At 61.3% G+C, this 18,765-nt stretch carries 12 protein-coding genes; 5 read left to right on the top strand and 7 right to left on the bottom strand.

The window, feature by feature from the left end; all coding sequences use genetic code 11:
- Positions 1–2: 2 nt before the first annotated feature.
- The 3 genes from BN1137_RS09990 to BN1137_RS09980 are packed head-to-tail and all read right to left on the bottom strand — an operon-like array spanning position 3 to position 3,703.
- The gene (locus BN1137_RS09990) at positions 3–1,097 is read right to left on the bottom strand and encodes an HlyD family secretion protein (RefSeq protein ID WP_050718454.1); all 1,095 of its coding nucleotides are present in this window, start codon (positions 1,095–1,097) and stop codon (positions 3–5) included.
- Complete coding sequence (locus BN1137_RS09985; RefSeq protein WP_050718453.1) at positions 1,090–2,604, bottom strand: efflux transporter outer membrane subunit; 1,515 nt, start codon at positions 2,602–2,604, stop codon at positions 1,090–1,092. Before BN1137_RS09985 ends, BN1137_RS09990 begins: the two co-directional genes overlap by 8 nt.
- A 4-nt stretch (positions 2,605–2,608) precedes the next feature.
- The gene (locus BN1137_RS09980) at positions 2,609–3,703 is read right to left on the bottom strand and encodes an AI-2E family transporter (RefSeq protein ID WP_050718452.1); all 1,095 of its coding nucleotides are present in this window, start codon (positions 3,701–3,703) and stop codon (positions 2,609–2,611) included.
- A 515-nt stretch (positions 3,704–4,218) separates the two neighbouring features.
- On the opposite strand from BN1137_RS09980, the gene BN1137_RS09975 reads away from it, so the two are divergent.
- Both BN1137_RS09975 and pbpC read left to right on the top strand, forming a co-directional pair.
- Positions 4,219–9,084 (top strand): alpha-2-macroglobulin family protein, encoded by a 4,866-nt coding sequence (locus BN1137_RS09975; protein ID WP_050718451.1) that lies wholly within the window; start codon positions 4,219–4,221, stop codon positions 9,082–9,084.
- Between the two features lie 79 nt (positions 9,085–9,163).
- Positions 9,164–11,485 carry a penicillin-binding protein 1C gene (gene pbpC / locus BN1137_RS09970; RefSeq protein ID WP_408605542.1) on the top strand — a complete coding sequence of 774 codons (2,322 nt, stop codon included), beginning with the start codon at positions 9,164–9,166 and terminating at the stop codon, positions 11,483–11,485.
- A gap of 103 nt (positions 11,486–11,588) precedes the next feature.
- On the opposite strand, the gene BN1137_RS09965 is transcribed toward pbpC, so the two are convergent.
- The gene (locus BN1137_RS09965) at positions 11,589–12,548 is read right to left on the bottom strand and encodes a hypothetical protein (protein WP_050718449.1); all 960 of its coding nucleotides are present in this window, start codon (positions 12,546–12,548) and stop codon (positions 11,589–11,591) included.
- A gap of 178 nt (positions 12,549–12,726) precedes the next feature.
- Between BN1137_RS09965 and thiI the strand changes: the two genes are divergently transcribed.
- On the top strand, positions 12,727–14,175 hold the full coding sequence (gene thiI, locus BN1137_RS09960; RefSeq protein WP_050718448.1) for a tRNA uracil 4-sulfurtransferase ThiI: 1,449 nt from the start codon (positions 12,727–12,729) through the stop codon (positions 14,173–14,175).
- A 71-nt stretch (positions 14,176–14,246) separates the two neighbouring features.
- Here the strand turns inward: thiI and BN1137_RS09955 are convergent, their stop codons facing one another.
- Both BN1137_RS09955 and BN1137_RS09950 read right to left on the bottom strand, forming a co-directional pair.
- Positions 14,247–14,639: a hypothetical protein gene (locus BN1137_RS09955; RefSeq protein WP_050718447.1), complete on the bottom strand. Its 393-nt coding sequence runs from the start codon at positions 14,637–14,639 to the stop codon at positions 14,247–14,249.
- 103 nt (positions 14,640–14,742) lie between these two features.
- Positions 14,743–15,375, bottom strand: coding sequence for a trimeric intracellular cation channel family protein (locus BN1137_RS09950; RefSeq protein WP_050718446.1), 633 nt, complete (start codon positions 15,373–15,375; stop codon positions 14,743–14,745).
- A 382-nt stretch (positions 15,376–15,757) separates the two neighbouring features.
- Here BN1137_RS09950 and BN1137_RS09940 point away from each other — a divergent pair, with 382 nt between their 5' ends.
- Complete coding sequence (locus BN1137_RS09940; protein WP_050718444.1) at positions 15,758–16,657, top strand: flagellin N-terminal helical domain-containing protein; 900 nt, start codon at positions 15,758–15,760, stop codon at positions 16,655–16,657.
- Between the two features lie 602 nt (positions 16,658–17,259).
- Complete coding sequence (locus tag BN1137_RS09935) at positions 17,260–18,159, top strand: flagellin N-terminal helical domain-containing protein (RefSeq protein ID WP_050718443.1); 900 nt, start codon at positions 17,260–17,262, stop codon at positions 18,157–18,159.
- Between the two features lie 99 nt (positions 18,160–18,258).
- Here the strand turns inward: BN1137_RS09935 and BN1137_RS22405 are convergent, their stop codons facing one another.
- Entirely contained in the window at positions 18,259–18,696 is a 438-nt protein-coding gene (locus BN1137_RS22405) for a hypothetical protein (RefSeq protein ID WP_157433697.1), read from the bottom strand.
- Positions 18,697–18,765: the final 69 nt, after the last annotated feature.

The raw sequence follows: 18,765 nt of genomic DNA, 5'->3' as shown, positions 1-18,765 counted from the left end.
CCTCAATAGATAAAGGAGCAGAGACTCATCAGGCGGATGTAGAGCGCCCCCAGCAGGTTCATCAGCCCGTTGTCGTCCGCGTAGACCAATACGTCGGCCTGACCACCGACTCGCAACGCCCCCACAGGGGGAAAGTCATTGGTCTTGAAGGCAATCTTGACCGGGAAGCGCTGAGCCTGGCGCAGCCAGTCACGGTTGTTGTCCACGGTTGGCAGGGCGCCGGCGGGTTGACTCTTGCCGTCACTCACCCCATAGCCGATGCTGCGCACCTCTCCTTCGAACAGTTGGCCGGGCAGGCTGTCGAGCAGGATGGCGACCCGGTCGCCGGGCTGCAGGTTGCCCAGGTTGTTCTCGGTCAAGTCCGCCGACACCCAGACGTCGTGGATGGCGATCAGGGTCATGGCGGGGGTACCGGCGCCGATAAACTGGCCACTATCCGTACTGAGATCCGTGATGAGACCGCGACCGGGCGCCACCACTTGGGTGTTGTTGCGATCCAGCTCGGCCTTGTGCACAGCCGAGCGGGCACTGAGCAACTGGGAATTGTTGTCACCGTTCACGCCAGCAGCCTCGATGGCGCGGCGCACGTCGGCTTCGGCCGCCGCCACCTGGCTCTTGGCCGTCTCGCGGGTGGCCTGGGCTACTTCCAACCGGCGCACCGAGATGGCGCCCGGATCTTCGCGGTAGAGACGCTCCTGGCGGGCCGCATCCTTGGCGGCATTGTCATAGGCGGCGCGCATGGCTTGCAGCCCTGCCTCGGCAGCCTTGACCCCTTCATTGCCTGCTTTGACGCCGCTCAGCACAGTCTGATAGTCAGATCGTGCCTTGGCCAGGGCGATATCATAGGGCTCGGGATCGATCTCAAACAGCGGCGCACCGGCTTCGACGTCCTGGTTATCGCGCACATAGACCCGTTTGATCTGGCCGGCAACCTCGGCGGCGACGGGGACCACGAAGGCCTCCACCCGGGCCTGGGAGCTGTAAGGGGTCAGCCGGTCGGCGAGCAGATACCAGCCAAGCAGCGCGGCGATCAGCCCCAGCAGCCCAAGGGTGGCACGGCGGCTGGCCTGGCCGGGAGAGGCTGTCTTGTCAGTCATGTGAAATTACCTTCTGGGGCTGAGGGCGGGTGGCGTCGAGCAGAGGGGCCCACTCGGCGCGGGTACGTAACTGGGCTTCGACCTCCGGGGTCACCAGGGGGCGTGAGCGTCCCTGTTCCCAGCCGCCACCCAACGCCTTGTAGAGTGTGATGAGGTCGCGCATCTGGGCGCCGTGGCTATTGACCAGGCGCTCCTGCTGGTTGAACAGGGCGCGCTGGGAGTCGAGCACCCGCTGGAAGTCGGCCATCCCTTCACGGTATTGAGTGTTGGCGATATCGAGGGAGCGGCGGGCCGCCTCGCCGGTTTGGGTCAGCAGGGCTATCTCGTCCTGGCCGTTGGCATAGGCCACAGAGGCATCGTCTACCTCGCGCGCGGCCTTGAAGACGGTGTCGCGGTAGCGTTCGTGCAACTGCTGGAAGCGGGCATCTTGCACCAGGATCTGGTTGCCGAGCCGGCCCTGATCCAGCAGGTTCCAACTAATAGATGGCCCGACGGCCCAGGAGAAGGTCTCGCTGCTGCCACTGGTGGCACTGACGCCTAAGGTGCCAAGCAGCGTAATGGAGGGGTAGAGATCGCTCTCGGCCACCCCGATCAAGGCCGATTGGGCGGCCAGTTGCCGCTCCGCGACCCGCACGTCGGGGCGACGGCGCAGTAAGTCGGCCGGCATCTCGGCGACCAGGGCGAGCCTGCCCTGGGGGATCTTGCCGGTACTGGCCATCATCTCGGGCAAGGGGCCTGGGGTTCTTGCCAGCAGGGTGGAGAGGGCATTCTGGCTCTGGCGCAAGCTGGTCTCGAGCTGCGGTATGCCGGAGAGGGTGCCCAGATATTGCGTCTTGGCCTGCTGCACATCCAGTTCGGCGCTGTTGCCGCTCTTGAACAGCCGCTCGGTGATCTCCAGGCTACGTTGCTGGATGCGGGCGTTCTCATGGGCGATTTGCAGCCTGGCCTCGACGGTTCTGATGCTCACATAGAGCTGGGCCACCTGAGCGGCCATCAGCACCTGCACATCGTCGTATTGCGCCAGGGTGGCGAAGTAGTTGGCATCCGCCGACTCGACCCCGCGCTGGAACTTGCCCCAAAAATCGAGCTCCCAGCCGAGATTGAAGCCGGCGCCATAGCTGCTGCCCGAGGTGCTATGGCTGTTGCGAGTCTGACCGGCCTGCAAAAACTCTCCGGTGCCGACTGTGGCTTGTGGCCCGAGCAGGCTCTCGGCGATGCCGAGCTGGGCCTGGGCCTCCAGGATCCGAAGCCCCGCGATCCGCACATCCGGGTTTTTACGCATGGCCTCTTCGACCAGGGCGCTGAGCACGGGGTCATTGAGTTGATGCCACCACTGGCGATAGTCGGTGGCTGATGCCGCGGGCTGGCCCTCGCTGGCGCTGTGCCAGCCTGCCATCTCCTTGACTTGAGGAGTCTGGTATTCGGGGCCCAGCACTGTGCAGGCGCCCAAAAACAGGCATGCGCCCCCGGTGAGCAGGGGGCGCATGAAGTGAAGATCGACGACCATAGGGTTATTTTTCCACGTGGGGCTGACCTTCGTTGACCCAGGCCATGAAGATGCGATAACCGATGGAGAGCAGGGTGGCACCGATAAACATGCCGAGGATGCCGTTGGTTGCCATGCCGCCCAAGGCGCCGAGCAGCACCACCGGCATAGGAGCGTCCACTCCGCGGCCCAGCAGCAGCGGCTTGAGCACGTTGTCCGCCATGCCGGCGACGACCAGCAGCACAGAGTAGATGATGTTGAGCAGGGTGCCGTGATCCCCTGCCATCCACATGTAGGCGATGACCGGGCCTGTGACCAGGATGACGGGCACCTGGGCGATCCCCAGGATCAGCGCCAGTACGAAGAAAATACCGACCGCCGGGATCCCGGCAAGGGACATGATAATCCCCGCCAGCAAGGCCTGGATGAAGGCTACGCCTATTACCCCTTGGGCTACCGCACGGATGGTGCTGGTACACAGCTTGACCAGGGCGATGCCCTTGTTCTCATCGGTGAAGCGCACGGCGATGCGACTGGCACTGACCGCGCCCGGCGCGCCCCAGGCCATGATGATGCCAGCGACGATAAAGGAGGCGACGAAGCCCAGCAGGCCACCCCCCATGCTGGCCAGCATGCCGACCACCTGCTTGGCGAGCTCACCGAGCTGCGGCTGATAGCTTTTGACCAGGCTTGGCAGATCGGTCGAGGCCTTCAGCCAGATGGCATGCAGTTTTTCGCCCACCAGGGGGATGGCCGCGATGCTGTCGGAGGGGGCCGGAATGGTCAGGGTGTTGTTGCCGACCTTGTCGACCAGGGAGCTGACGCTGTCACCGAGTGAGCTGACCATCGCCACGGTCGGCGCCACAATCAGCAGTATCCCCAGCAGCACCAGCAGAGTCGATGCACGGCCCTGTTTGCCCCCCAGACGCGCGGCAAAACGCTGATGGAGAGGGTAGAGGGTGACCGCCAGGATCAGCGCCCACAGCATCATGTTCATGAAGGGAGAGAACACGGTAAAGCAGAAGGATGCCAGGCCCAGGATAAGCCCGAACTTGATAAACATATCCAGGAATCGGGTAACCAGTCTTTTTTCGACTACGGCGAGTTCGTTATTTTCCATTCTGGTATGACTCCAACAAGTGATGAGCGCACAACGATGCTGGCCCGACATGAACGCCGGGCCAGCAGGAATAAAGTCGCGCAGGAATAAATGAACCTGAGTTCAAAAATTGGGGTGCGCCTTGGTATTGCAACATGCCCGTGCTTCATTTATGGCACAGGCAATGGGCTTGTAAAGAAGCGAGCTAACTATTTGATATTTATTTGATTGATTGCGCAGATTTGGCGGTGGTAGAGGATAAATAGTCCGCCCGCACCACACAAGTGAACTATTGTTTCCAGTTTAGCTTGGGTTCAGAAAACAGCAGGAATTCGACACATATATAATGGACGACCACAGAGGTGTTTCGAATGGGTTGTATTATTTTCAAGCCACAAAGCAGAGAGAGATGCTGAAATATACAGCAAGAGTAGAGACTCATTCTGTTGTGGTGATTTTGTATTAATGGGTCGGGATCCTTTATTCTATTGGCCATTGTGTCGCGGCAGCGGCGAACTTACCCCGGGATGAAACCTATGCGCTTATTTGAGCTCAACGCCGTGCCTCGTTTTCCCCGCCTGCTGCGCCACGGATCGGCCTTGTTGCTGGCTGGCGTGATGCTGGCGGGCTGCGGCCCCGAACCCTCGGACAAGACGCAGACCGAGCCTGCCGCCACCACGGAGCAGGAGACAGGAGCCCCGGCCGAGGTGAGCCAGGCCAATGCCCGCCAGTACAGAGACGCTCCCGCGTTGGCACTGGTGTTCTCCGCGCCGCTCTCCCCCAGACGCAGCTGGCAAAGCTGGCTCGGCGTGAGCGAGGGAGGCAAGCAGGTGCAGGGGGAGTGGATCCTGGCCGAGGATGGTCGCACCCTCTATTTCCCGAATGTCGAGCCCAATAAATCCTATGAGGTGACCCTCAAGACAGGCCTTGGCCCTGCACCGCAAAACTGGACCCTCAAGACCCGGCCGCTGGAGGCGGGCGCTTCCTTTGCCGCCAGCGGCATGGTGCTGCCGCTGCGCCAGGAGCTGCGCCTGCCCATCAGCGCGGTCAACGTGGATGAGGTCAACATCGACTTCTTTAGGATTGATGCCGACTATCTGCCGCGTTTCCTCGCCGAATACCGGCCCGGCGCCGGCATGGGCAACTGGGATCTGGAGCAGGTCACCACGCGAGCCAAGCGGGTATTCACGGGCCGCTACGCACTGGAGCTTGATCCCAATCGGCGCGAGACGCGCCTCATCAACGTCAAGGAGCCGCAACTGGCCGAGGCCGGCGTCTATTTTGCGGTGATGTCCCCCCTTGGTGACTACAACTGGCGCAAGGAGACCACCTACTTTGCGGTGAGCGACATGGGGCTCACCGCCCGGCGCTATTCGGATCGGCTGGAGGTGTTTGTCAGTTCCCTGGCCAGCGCCTCGCCCCTTAAAGAGGTACAGCTCTCCCTGCTCGATGAGAAGGGCAACCGGCTGCAGGTGCAAGGCTCCGACGATCAGGGTCATCGTCGCTTCGAGCAGATACAAGGTGCCCGTTTGCTGCTGGCCGAGCAGGGCAAGCATCTGGCGGTGCTGCGCCTCGATGGCGCCGCCCTCGATCTTTCCTCCTTTGATTTGGGCACCCAACCCTGGCAGGCCCAGCAGCTTTACCTGTTTAGCGGGCGCGATCTCTATCGCCCCGGCGAGCGGCTCGACAGCGAGATCCTGCTCAAGGGGCAGGATGGCCAGCTGCTGCCTGGCATGGCGGTGGATCTGGAGGTCAAACAACCGGACGGTCAGCTGCTCGAGCAAAAGCGGCTGCTGCCTGACAATCTGGGCGCCGCCCACTATGGCCTGAAGCTCCCAGAGGATGCGCCCCTTGGTCGCTGGAGCATCAGCCTGAAAACGGCCGCCGGCAGCCGCTTCGAGTGGCCCTTCCTGATTGAAGAGTTCCTGCCTGAGCGGCTCAAGCTGCAGCTGGGTTCGGGGCCAGATGGGGAGCTGCAGAGCCCGAAGGATGCACTGACCTTGCCACTGCAGGGGGATTATCTCTATGGCGCCCCCGCCAGCGGCACCAAGGCCAAGGCGGAGGTGAAAATCAGCCGCGCCCTCATGCCCTTTACCCAGTGGCAGGCGTTTACTCTGGGGGACGTGTTGCTGACCGAGCAGGCCAAGGCGCTGGAGCCCGTCACCCTGACGCTGGATGAGCGGGGGCTGGGGGTGATTGCGTTGACCGATGAGATCGAGAGCCTGAGCGCCTTGGGGCCACTTGAAGTGGTCTACCGGGTGTCGCTGGCCGAGCCCGGTGGTCGGGCGGTCAATCGCGGCTTCACCCAATACGGCTGGCCGGCGGGGAGCCAGTGGCCCGCCCTCAAGGCCGACTTTGTGGCAGACCGGGTGGAAGGGGGCGCGCCGCTGCCGTTCCAGATCCTCAACCTGGATGAACAGGGGCAGCCGATCGCGGATAAGGTCAAGGTGCGTCTCATCAACGAATATCGGGACTATTACTGGCACTACGCCGGTGGGGAGGGCTGGAAGTACGAATTCAATGCCCAACCCTATCTGGAGCAGGAGCTGAGCCTGCAGCTGGATGGCAAGGGGCCGACCACACTGAGCCTGCCGCTGGCGGCCGGCTGGTATCGCCTCGAGGTGGAAAACAGCCAGGGCCATCAATCCAGCCTGCGGGTCGAGATAGGCAGCTACGCCTGGGGTGGCGGCGGCGAGCAGGCGCGGCCGGACAAGATTGCCATCAGCCTCGACAAGCGCGCCTATCAGGCCGGTGACAAGGCCAAGGTCACCCTGGTGGCGCCTCGCGCCGGCAAGGGCTTGCTGCTGGTGGAAGATGGCGACGGCCTGCGTTGGTGGCAGCGCATCGAATTACGAGCCGAAGGCGGTGAATTGAAGACGGGGCGCGGGACGTTCGAGATCCCCATCAGTCCCGAGTGGCAACGTCATGACTTGCATATCTCGGCCCAGATAGCGGCGCCCGACAGTGACTCTGTGCCGGTGAGCCAGCAGAAGATCCAGAGCCTGCGCGCCGTGGGCCTGGTGCCGCTCACGCTCGACCGGGAGGCTCGCCGTTTACCGCTCAGCTTAAATGCGCCGGACAAGGCGGTGCCGCTCACGAGGCTCGAGGTGGCGGTCAGTTCGCTGCCCAACAGCCAGGGACGGGTGGTGCTGGCGGCGGTGGACAGAGGGGTGCTCAATATCAGCGACTATAAACCCCTCGACCCGTTCGACATCTTCTTCGGCCGCAAGCGCTTCGCTCAAGACCTGTTCGATAACTACGGCCAGGTGATCCCGCCCCAGGATGGCAAGCAGGCAAGGCTCAGCTATGGCGGCGATGCGCCGGCGCTGAAGAAGGGCGGTGCGCTGGAGAGCCGGGTCGAGGTGGCGGCGCTGTGGAGCGGCGAGGTGAGCTTCGATGGGGCTGGCAAGGCGGTCATACCGCTGGATCTGCCGAACTTCAACGGCGAGTTGGCGCTGATGGCGCTGGCCTGGAACGAGCAGCAAGTCGGCCAGGCCGAGCGCGCCGTCAAGGTAGTGGCGCCCCTGGTGGCCGAAATTGGTTGGCCGCGCTTTGGGGCAAGGGGGGATGAGACCCGCGCCCTGGTGCAGCTGCGCAACATGAGCGGAGAAGATCAGACCCTCACGCTCTCCTGGACCTTGAGTGGCGGTCTGCAGGCCGGTGGCGAATTGCCGACTAGCCTCGCCCTTAAACAGGGAGAAGAGAGCTGGCTGACGCTGCCGCTCACCGTGACCGGCGCCAGCGGAGTGGCCCGCCTGCAACTGGCCGCCAGCGGCAAGGGCTTTGCGGTGAGCCGCGACTGGTCACTGCCGCTGCGTTCCCCCTGGCCCGCCGAGACCCGTCAGCGCTACCAGATGCTGGCGCCGGAGCAACAGATGAGCTTCGCCCCCGGTGAGCTGGCGGGGCTGGATGGCAGCAATCTGCAAGGATTGCTCAGCCTCTCCGGCACCCCGCCCTGGGATCCGGCAGCCCAGTGGCAGGCGTTGGCACAATACCCCTATGCCTGCCTGGAGCAGACCCTGTCCCGCGCCTGGCCCTATGAACTGACCACGGCCGCCGAGCGGGAGGCCTGGTCACGGGGCTTGCCGAAAACGGACAAACCGCTGGACGAGGCCGACCTGCAACGAGCCCTGATGCAGCGTCTGCAACGCTTGCAACTGCCGAGCGGCGGCTTTGGCCTCTGGGATGGCCGCTCCGATGAGGAGCAGTGGCTCACTGCCTATGCCGCCGACTATTTGTTGACTCGCAAGGAAGCGGGGGAGCCGATACCGGAGGCCATGCTGAGCCTGGCCCTGATGCGTCTGCAGAACTACCTCACCGACAGTCAGTACGGCGAGCGCTGGAGCAGTGCCCCCGAGCACAGCCGGTTGGCCTATCAGGCCTACAGCGCCTTCGTGCTGGCACGGGTGGGCAAGGCGCCGCTCTCGGCCTTGCGCCTCATCTGGGAGCAGCAGGCGGATCACGCCCGCTCCGGTCTGCCACTGCTGCACCTCTCTCTGGCCCTGTCGGCCATGGGGGATGGGCAGAGCGCCGCCAAGGCCTTGACGCAGGCGCTCAGTGTCGAACGGGGGGACGACTATCTGGGGGATTACGGCTCGCCGCTGCGAGACGGGGCGCTCGAGCTGGCCCTGCTGCGCCAGTACAAGCTGGCCGAGGGGAGCTGGCCTGAGTTGAGCGCCAAGCTGGCCGATATCCTGGCTCATCGCCAGTGGCTCAGTACTCAAGAGCGGCTCGCCCTGCTGCGCCTGGCCAAGGTCGATCCCGCCGTCGACTGGCAAGCCAGGATGGTTGGCGCCGCGGGTGAGCAGCGTCTGTCCGGTGAGGCAAGTCAGCAAATAGGAGCTCCCGAGGCGCTGACGGCGACCAGCATCAGCAACGAAGGCAAGGGCACCCTCTATGTGCAGCGTACCCTCATCGGCTATCCCGAGCAGGCGCCTGTACGCGTCAGCCAGGGGATGCGGGTGGCGCGCAGCTGGTTCAATGCCGATGGCAAGCAGCTCGATCCCGCCAAGGTGCGGGTCGGCGATCTGGTGGTGGTGCGACTCAATGTGGCGAGCGAGCAGACGGTGCCCGATGCCCTGCTGGTGGAGATGCTGCCGGCGGGCTTCGAGTTGGAAAACCCGGCCCTTGGCAACAGCATCAAGCTCGAGGAGTTGAAGATCGAAGGCAAGCCCGCCTGGCAGAGCGATTGGAACGACTACCTCAAGCATCAGGAGTACAGAGACGATCGCTACACGGCGGCGCTGGACCTGAGCGAGGGGGGCAACCAGCAGCTGGTTTACCTGATGCGCGCGGTGACGCCGGGCCGCTATCAGGTGCCGCCGACCCAGGTCGAAGACATGTATCGCCCCGAGCTGAGGGCGGTGGGGCAGGACATTCACGAGGTGATCATCTCTGAATAAGCCGCCCTTGCCGGACTCGTCGCGTCCGGCCAGCCGGACCCGAAACGGGGTCGGCGCCCGCAAAGCATGGGCTGTCTGGTTGAGGTGGCCCCGCTGGCTGCGAAGCTCTCGGTCGTGGCTGCGCCGCTCTCCGCGCTGGCTACGCCTTTGGAGCTGCGGGCTGGGGGGCCTGCTCCTGCTGTTGGTGGCGCTGGACAGGGTCTTCCCGCCACCGCCGCTGGATCCGGCCTATGCGCGGGTGGTGCTCGATCTCAAGGGGCGGCCGCTGCGGGCCTTCGCCGACACCAGCGGGGTGTGGCGCTATCCGGTGACCCTGGAGCAGGTCTCCCCCCGCTACATCGAGGCGCTGCTTGGCTACGAGGATCGCCACTTCTGGCAGCATCCCGGGGTCAACCCGCTGGCCATGGCGCGCGGGGTCTGGCAGTGGTTGCGCTACGGGCGGGCCGTCTCCGGCGGCTCCACCCTCACCATGCAGGTGGCGCGACTCATTGAGCCATATCAGCGATCCATTCCCGGCAAGCTGCGCCAGATGGCGCGGGCGCTGCAGCTGGAGTGGCATTACGACAAGCGCACCCTGCTCACCGTCTACCTCAACCGGGCGCCCTTTGGCGGCAATCTGGAGGGGGTGCAGGCGGCCAGCTTCGCCTATCTCGGCAAGAGCGCCGCCAAGCTCAGCCATGCGGAGGCGGCCCTGCTGGCGGTGTTGCCGCAGGCCCCCAGCCGTTATCGGCCGGACCGGCATCCTGAGCGCGCCCGCGCCGCCCGCGACAAGGTGATGCAGCGACTGGTCAAGCAGGGGACCTGGGCCCAGAGCGTCTGGCGCGAGGGACGTATCGAGCCGGTGCTGGCGCGCGGCCATTTCACCCCGATGGAGGCGCCGCTGTTTGCGCGCCTGGCCGCGAATAGCCAGCCGGGTGCACTGGTGCATACCACCATCGACGGCGACCTGCAGCGCTGGTTGGAAGCGCGGGTGGAGAGCTACATTCGCCGCTTCCCCGAGCAGACCTCGGCGGCCCTGCTGCTGGTGGACAACCAGAGCATGGCGGTGCGTGCCTACGTGGGCAGCGCCGAGTATGGCAACCTGCGGCGCCACGGCTACCTCGACATGGTGCAGGCGATCCGCTCCCCCGGCTCCACCCTCAAACCCTTCATCTATGGTCTGGCGTTGGACGCCGGGCTGGTGCACTCCGCCTCTTTGCTGTCCGATGCACCGCGCCTGGGATCTGACTACCGACCCGCGAACTTCAGCGGCGCCTTCCAGGGGCCGGTGAGTCTGACCCAGGCATTGCAGCAATCCCTCAATGTGCCTGCAGTGCAGGTGCTGGAGGCGTTGGGGCCCGATACCCTAGTCAATCGGCTGGACAATGCGGGAGTGCGGCTGGCGCTATCTGACAAGCCCAATCCCGCCATTGCCCTCGGGGCGGCAGGCATTCGACTGGAGCAGCTGGTGGCACTTTATAGCGCCCTGACCCGGCAGGGGCAGGTGGCGATGCCGGTCTGGCTGGCGGGGCAGCAAGCCATCTCGCGGCCGCTGCTGAGCCCGGGCGCCGCCTGGATCATCTGGCAGATCCTGAGCGCCCAGGGGCGGGCGGATCAACCCTTCGCCAGCGAGGCGACCGGGCGCGTCAATCGCCTGGCCTGGAAGACCGGCACCAGTTACGGCTATCGCGACAGCTGGGCGTTGGGTGTCTCGGGTCGCTGGACCCTGGGCGTCTGGCTCGGGCGTCCCGATGGCACCCCCTTGCCCGGGTTCTATGGTCAGAGCGCGGCCTTGCCACTGCTGCTCTCGGTTTATTCCCGGCTCGGCGACAACAGCCCCTTGCCGGTACAACCCAACACGGTGAGCGAGGCCGAGATCTGCTGGCCACTGGGGCGGCGGACCAGCGCCACCTTGCCTGAGACCTGCCTGCAGCATCAGAGTGCCTGGCTGCTGGAGGAGCGGGATCCCCCGACCTTGCCGGATCCCATGGACTGGCCGTCTCCCCTGCGCAAGGTCGCAGTGACGGCAGAGGGCAAGCCGACCCTGGCGCGTTGTGGGGATGCCAGCGGTGCGGCGTGGCGGGCACTCTGGCCCCTGTCCCTTGAACCCTGGCGAGACCCTGGCGAGCGGCGCAGGGCATTGCTCGCCGGTAGCTGCGGCGGCACTGCCCGGGAGATGGCGCTGCAGGCGCCCATTCGCATCGTCGCGTTGGGGGAGGGGAACCTCATTCGCAGCCAGCGTTACCGTTTGCAGCCCAGGGTATTGGGGGGCGTTGGCAAGCCGTACTGGTTTCTCAACGGCCAGAGACTGCGCTGGGATGGGGATCAGGTGCTGAGTGAGGCGGGCCGTTATCAGCTGGTAGTGGTTGATGAGGCGGGCAACAGCGATCGCATCGAGTTTCGACTGGAAAACCCCTCCTGAGCAGGAGGGGTAGCTGCTTTAATTCGAAAATTAGCGACAAAATATTGACGCCACTCCATCTCGGACGCCGATGGAGGGCACAATGGGGCGAGTCGTCAGCGGCTCAGGGCTTGACCTGGCCCAGTCGGGTGAAGAAGTGCTGGCTCTTGCGCTGGTGGAAGTGGCTCTTCTTGATGGAGTGAAAGACGAGGTTGCTATCCGGGTGGCTGGCCTTGAGTTGATGGATCATCGCCATGGCGGGCAGTGAGGTGCTGATCAGGGTGGTGAGCGGCAGGCTGTGAGTCTTGCCTCCCAGCAACAGATTGAGTCCCTGCTGGGCCTGCTCGAAGCGGGTCAGCGCGGCGGGCTCGGCATAGCCGCTGCCGAGCATGGCGAGCAAGGCATCGAGGGCCTGGTGAAACGCGGCCAGCTGCTGGCGAAAACCACTGCGAGCCCGCAGGGCGATCAGCTCATCAAAGGTGATTTCACCCAGGTGAGTGGGGACTTGCAACGGGATCTCGAGATGGAAGCAATCCAGCCCGCCTCTGTGGTGGTAGCGGGATTCGAGCAGGTGCAGCAACCGATCCAGATAGTCGTGGTCGGTGATGAGCGCGCCCTCATTGGCGAGTGCCCACTCACGGGCGAGGCGCATGGAGAGCAGGTTGGCGAAGCGTCGTGCCATTCTGATCCCCCCCTCATCCTGGCTGGCAAAACCGTGGCTCAGGCAAAATCCGTGCAGCCGCTCGAGGCCCGCCTGGGTCGGGCAGAAGCAGTCATGGTTCGCGCTTGCGCGCCAGCGCGTGATCAGCTCCTTGTTGCCAAATACCTTGTGGCGCACGAAGTCCGGGGCGATGAGGCCGGCGATCTGATTCTCGATTTGGGGGGTGATGGCGGCAAAGAAGTCGGCATCCGGCCGCTCGGCCAGCAGATCGGTCTGCAGGCGCAGACGCTCCAGCAGGGCGGTGAGGCCGCTCTTCTCGCTCACGGTGAAAACGAAGGCGAGCCTCTCCAGATAGATGAGGGCAAACTTGAGCCAGAGTTCATCCCGCACTTCCATGCCGGGGTAGTAGATATAGGTCTTCATCGGATCAGTCGGTTGTCGATCATGTTGCCGGAGCGCAGGTTGGGGAATATACGCAATATCGTCGCCGGGCCGCAAACATTGTGTGGGGAAATGCGGGTCTCTGCTCAGCCAGTAGGCGCTAGCCCTAAACTTCTGATATAATTCGCGCCCTTAAATCGAGGCCACCCGAGTCATCATCATGAAGTTCATTATCAAGCTGTTCCCGGAAATCACCATCAAGAGCAAGTCAGTGCGCCAGCGCTTCACCAAGATGCTGCAGGGCAACATCCGTAACGTGTTGCGCCGTTTTGACGAAGATGCCCGCGTGCGGATGGATTGGGACAAGCTGATCGTGAGCTCTCGCAATGATCAGTTCCATGCCCAGTATCTGGAGACCCTGGCCTGCATCCCCGGCATCCAGTACTTCCTAGAAGTGAAACTGAGCACCTTTACCGATCTGCACGACATCTTCGAGCAGACCCGCGCCGTCTGGGGCGATCGCCTCAAGGGCAAGACCTTCTGTGTGCGTGCCCGCCGGGTCGGTAAACACGATTTCAGCTCGCTGGAGCTGGAACGTTACGTAGGTGGTGGTCTCAATCAACATTGCGAAACCGCTGGTGTGCGCCTGAAAAAGCCCGACATCCAGGTCAATCTGGAAGTGGAAAATGATGAGCTCTACATCATCAGCGCCGTGCATCACGGCATGGGCGGCTTCCCCATGGCGACCCAGGAAGATGTGCTGAGCCTGATCTCCGGTGGTTTCGACTCCGGCGTGGCCTCCTACCAGTTCATCAAACGTGGCTGCCGGGTGCATTACTGCTTCTTCAATCTGGGGGGCGCCGCCCACGAGATTGGGGTGAAGCAGGTGGCCTACTACCTGTGGAGCAAGTTTGGTGCCTCTCACAAGGTGCGCTTCACCGCCATCGACTTTGAACCCGTGGTGGCCGAGATCCTCGAGAAAATCGATAACGGTCAGATGGGCGTGGTGCTCAAGCGGATGATGATGCGCGCCGCCGGTCAGGTCGCCGAAACCTTCCAGATCCCGGCACTGGTGACCGGTGAGTGTGTGGGCCAGGTCTCGAGCCAGACCCTCACCAACCTCAACGTCATCGATCGGGTGACCGACAAGGTGATCCTGCGTCCGCTCATTACCTGGGACAAGCCGGACATCATCAGCGAGGCGCGCCGCATCGGTACCCTGGAGTTCGCCGAGACCATGCCGGAGTATTGCGGCGTCATCTCCAAGAAGCCGACCATCAAGGCCGTGCTGTCCAACATCGAGGCGGAAGAGGGCAACTTCGACTTCGCCATTCTGGACAAGGTGGTGAGCGAGGCCCGTTATCTCGATATCCGCCGCATCGGTGAGGAGACTTCCGCTCAGGTGCAAGAAGTTGAGACGACCGAGGTGCTGGCCGCCGATGAGGTTGTGCTGGATATCCGCTCAAGCGACGAGCGCGACGAGAAGCCGCTGCTGGTGGAAGGCCGTGAGGTGCTGCACATTCCGTTCTTTAAGCTGGCAACCACCTTTGGCGATCTGCCCAAGGAGCAGACCTATCTGCTGTACTGCGATCGCGGCGTGATGAGCAAGCTGCAGGCGCTCTACCTGAAAGAGCAGGGCTTTGACAATGTGAAGGTTTACCGCCCCTGATAGGGAGGTGGTTACCACACAAAAAAATCCGGCCATAGCGCCGGATTTTTTTATTTCACAAGGAGGCCGGCTCAGGGACAGGGGACGGGGGTAAAGGTCTCTTGGCCCTGACAACGCCACCCCATCTCGGCCTGGCGCATCTGCCACAGGTTATCGCTGCGAAACAGGGTCAGGATGTAGATCATGTCGCTGCGGCTGCCATCGAGGGCCACCGATAGCACCAGATCGTTGTCCAGCTGCTGAGCATGGATACGGCTTGGTACGACATCGTGGCCAACGAAGCGCCGTGCCACTTCACGGTAGTCGTTGACCCAGCTCTGTTGGGAGCTGCTCGCCTGACGGATCTGCTGGTTGAACTGTTGCACCGGGGTCGAAGCCAGGCGTCCGAACAAGACTTGTGCGCCAGCGTGCGCCGTTGTCACCATCAGCAGTAGTAGCGTGGTAATGAACCCAAGTTTTTGCATGAGGTATTCCGGCTTAAAACGACCATTGTATGACAACAGAAAAGCGGGGTTGGTTCAATCTTGCCTGCCCAGGAGTGCGATATCACTCATTTAGTCGTCGGCTTCAATGGCGCTGCAGCGAGAAGGTCGGCAGTGACAGGTGCCAATAGATGGCCGCTACCCGCAGTCCGAACACGGCCGTCATGCAGATAAGCATGGCGACGACCCGATCCACACCGACTTCCAGTGCCAGGGTATAGAGTATGCCGCCCAGGATGCAGGCTGTAGCATAAATCTCTTTCTGCAATACCATGGGCACCTCTCGGGCCAGCACATCCCGGATCATGCCGCCAGCGACCCCGGTCATGGTGCCCATGAGTACCGCGATCAGACCCGAGGTACCGAAGTTCAGTGCCTTCTGTGCACCGATCACGGTAAACAACGCCAGGCCGAAGGCATCCGCCACCGGCAGCACATACCAGGGCATGCGCCTTGGCAGCTTGACCATCCACATGCCAAACAGCGCCGTGGCGATGACCACCCAGATATAGAGAGGATCGCGCACCCAGAACACCGGGGTTGCCCCCAGGATCATGTCGCGGATGGTGCCGCCGCCGATGGCGGTGACCGCCGCCAATACCATGACACCGAAGCCATCCATTCGCAGGCGGCCCGCGACCAGCACCCCGGAGAACGCGAAGACCGCAGTACCAAACATGTCGCTGATGTAAACAATCTGCTCAACCAGTGTCTGCATGGAGAACAACTCACGTCCGATAAATGATGGGCGGCGATTTTAGGGGCAAGCCGTGGGTGCGAGCAACGGTGCTGTGCAAAAGTGGGAGCCAGCGCCAGTTTCTTGGGGCGTTCGTCGCGGGCAGCACAGTCGTTGAGGAAGAGTTCGGGGCTTCGCCCGATCTGAGCCCAGGTCTGCCACTCGGTAAAAAATCTCAAACAATGTTCTCAAGCATCCCTGATACAGGCCGATATATAGGGTAGGCGGCGATAACAGTATCAAAGGCTTTAAAAAAACAATTAAAGCATCCTTAAAAGGCGCCGTTAACTAAACATATCAGGCACACAACAAAACAAAGCCTGAGTGAATTAAAGATAAAATTTAATAGCTTAGGAGAAAAGTTATGAGCCTGTTTATTAATACCAACGTTTCATCGCTCAACGCTCAGCGTAACATGATGAACAGCACCAAATCCTTGGATACCTCTTACACTCGTCTGGCCTCCGGCCTGCGCATCAACAGCGCCAAGGACGATGCGGCGGGTCTGCAGATCTCCAACCGTCTAACCTCCCAGGTGAACGGATTGGATCAAGGTAACCGCAACGCCAACGACGGCATCTCTCTGGCACAAACTGCCGAAGGGGCCATGGATGAAGTGACTGGCATGCTGCAGCGCATGCGTACTCTGGCGCAGCAATCTGCCAACGGCTCCAACTCCGCCAAAGATCGTGAAGCCCTGCAAAAAGAAGTGGATCAGCTGGGTGCTGAGGTCAACCGTATCTCCACCGCGACTACCTTCGCGGGTACCAAGCTGCTGGATGGCTCTTTCGGTGGCTCCTTCCAGGTCGGTGCCGATGCCAACCAGACCATCAGCTTCAGCCTGTCTCAAGCAGATGGCTTCAGCATCTCCGGGATCGCGGCGGCGGCGGCAACCACCATTGCTGGTACAGCGGCTGCGGTAGGTATCTCAACCGTTTTTGTTGGTGGTAGTGCCGGTGGTATCAGTATCAGCAGCCAGAGCAATGCCCAGAACGTGCTGGCGGCTGTTGACTCCATGTTGACAGTGGTCGATGGCAAGCGTGCCGAATTGGGTGCGGTGCAGAACCGGTTGGATTCAACCATACGCAACCAATCCAATATCTCCGAAAACGTCTCGGCTGCGCGCTCCCGCATTCGTGACGCGGACTTCGCGACCGAGACTGCCAATATGACCAAGCAGAATATTCTGCAGCAGGCGGCGTCCAGTATATTAGCCCAAGCCAATCAGCGTCCGCAGTCAGCACTCTCCTTGCTGCAGAACTAATCGGGAATTAAAGAAAAAGAAAAGGGCGGTTGTTCAGGCCGCCCTGGTAAGAAAGATGGAACAATGGGGTGTTCGGATTTACGCCTTGTCCTATCGAAAGAGATGTTCTCTTATTGGTATACCCCTCGAGTGTTGCGCAGATCGTTCACTCTGTCACCCTCGAGGTTGTTCTCCTGAGCGTAAGCTCTTCTTTGGCCGACACTGTCGGCCTTTTTTATGGGCGTCGAAAAATCGACACCCTATAAAACAAAGCACAAATTGTGCCAGTGATGACACCATATGATGCGGATGTGTGGCTTCTACTTAGAGGCAATGAGTGATGGGTCATTACATGTTCTAGTGAATCAGTAGTTGCCTCTTTGTTGATGAGAGCGGTAATAAATTCTTTAAAGCTTCTGGTGGGGCGGCCGTTACAGAGTATGAAGCAAATTGAGGGGTGTTCGGAAATCCAACATTTGCGCGACTGCGGGTCCGATGTCCGTTCAAACAGCGGATCCGCCAGATGGTACAGACCGTTCAATCTGTCCGTCTGAACGGTGGGATCCTGACTGTGTTAATACCAGCAGAGCCCGCAGTTTCTTGTTCATCAGGAGAAATCTTTTATGGCCATGTTTATCAATACCAACACTTCATCACTGAACGCCCAGCGTAACTTGATGAACACCACCAAGTCGTTGGATACCTCGTACACCCGTCTGGCATCCGGACTGCGCATCAACAGCGCCAAGGATGATGCGGCGGGTCTGCAGATCTCCAACCGTCTCACCTCCCAGGTCAACGGTCTGGATCAGGGTAACCGCAACGCCAACGATGGCATCTCCCTGGCGCAGACCGCCGAAGGGGCCATGGACGAAGTGACCGGCATGCTGCAACGTATGCGTACCCTGGCTCAGCAATCAGCCAACGGCTCCAACTCCGCCAAGGATCGTGAGGCTCTTCAGAAGGAGGTGGATCAGCTGGGTTCCGAGATCAACCGTATCTCTACCGATACTACCTTCGCTGGCACCAAGCTGCTGGATGGCAACTACAACGGTAGCTTCCAGGTTGGGGCGGATGCCAACCAGACCATCGGTTTTAGTCTTTCCCAGGCAGGGGGGTTCAGCATTTCAGGTATTTCTGCTGCGGCGAACACGACTGTAACCGCAGCAAGTGGTGGTACCCTTGCAGTGAGCACCATCTTCTTGAGTGGTAGCGCAGGTGGCATCAGTATCAGTACTCAGACTAATGCGCAAAATGTGCTGGCCGCAGTTGATTCTATGTTGGGCATTGTCGATGGCAAACGTGCCGAGCTGGGTGCGGTGCAGAACCGCTTGGATTCAACCATTCGTAACCAGTCCAACATCTCCGAGAACGTGAGTGCCGCGCGCTCCCGTATCCGGGATGCGGATTTTGCGACTGAGACCGCCAACATGACCAAGCAGAACATTCTGCAGCAGGCGGCGTCCAGCATCTTGGCCCAGGCCAACCAGCGCCCGCAGTCAGCCCTGTCTCTGCTGGGTTAAGCAAAAAGAAAAGGGCGGTTGTTCAGGCCGCCCTGGTAAAAAAGATGGAACAACGGGGTGTTCGGATTTACGCCTTGTTCTATCGAAAGAGAGATTCTCTTAATTGTGGTATACCGCCTCGAGGGTTGAGCAGACGTTCACTCTGCTACCCTCCAGGCTGTTCTCCTGAGCATAAGCTCTTCTTTGGCCGACATTGTCGGCTTTTTTATGGGCGCCATAAAAGCAGCGACTCATAGCCCAAGCATGAACCATGCCATTCTTCATGTGTGCTATAGAACCCAAACAGGGTGGATTCTCTGCATTTGGATGTGGATTGAATGGTTTATCCCTATCCGCCAGTTCATGAAGGCGGATGGGTCTTGCCTCTTTGCTGATGAATGCGGCAATAAATTTCCTAAAGCTTCTGTTGGGGCTGCCGTTACAGGATATGAAGCAAATTGAGGGGTGTTCGGAAATCCAACATTTGCGCAACTGCGGGTTCGATGTTCGTTCAAACAGCGGATCCGCCAGATGGCACAGACCGTTCAATCTGTCCATCTGAACGGTGGGATCCTGACTGTGTCGGTATCAGCAGAGCCCGCAGTTTCTTGTTCATCAGGAGAGTTA

Source organism: Aeromonas tecta, from assembly GCF_000820185.1.
In the GTDB taxonomy this organism is placed as follows: domain Bacteria; phylum Pseudomonadota; class Gammaproteobacteria; order Enterobacterales; family Aeromonadaceae; genus Aeromonas; species Aeromonas tecta.
The sequence above is the reverse complement of the archived record's forward strand: the minus strand, read 5'-3'. Positions and strand labels throughout refer to the sequence as shown.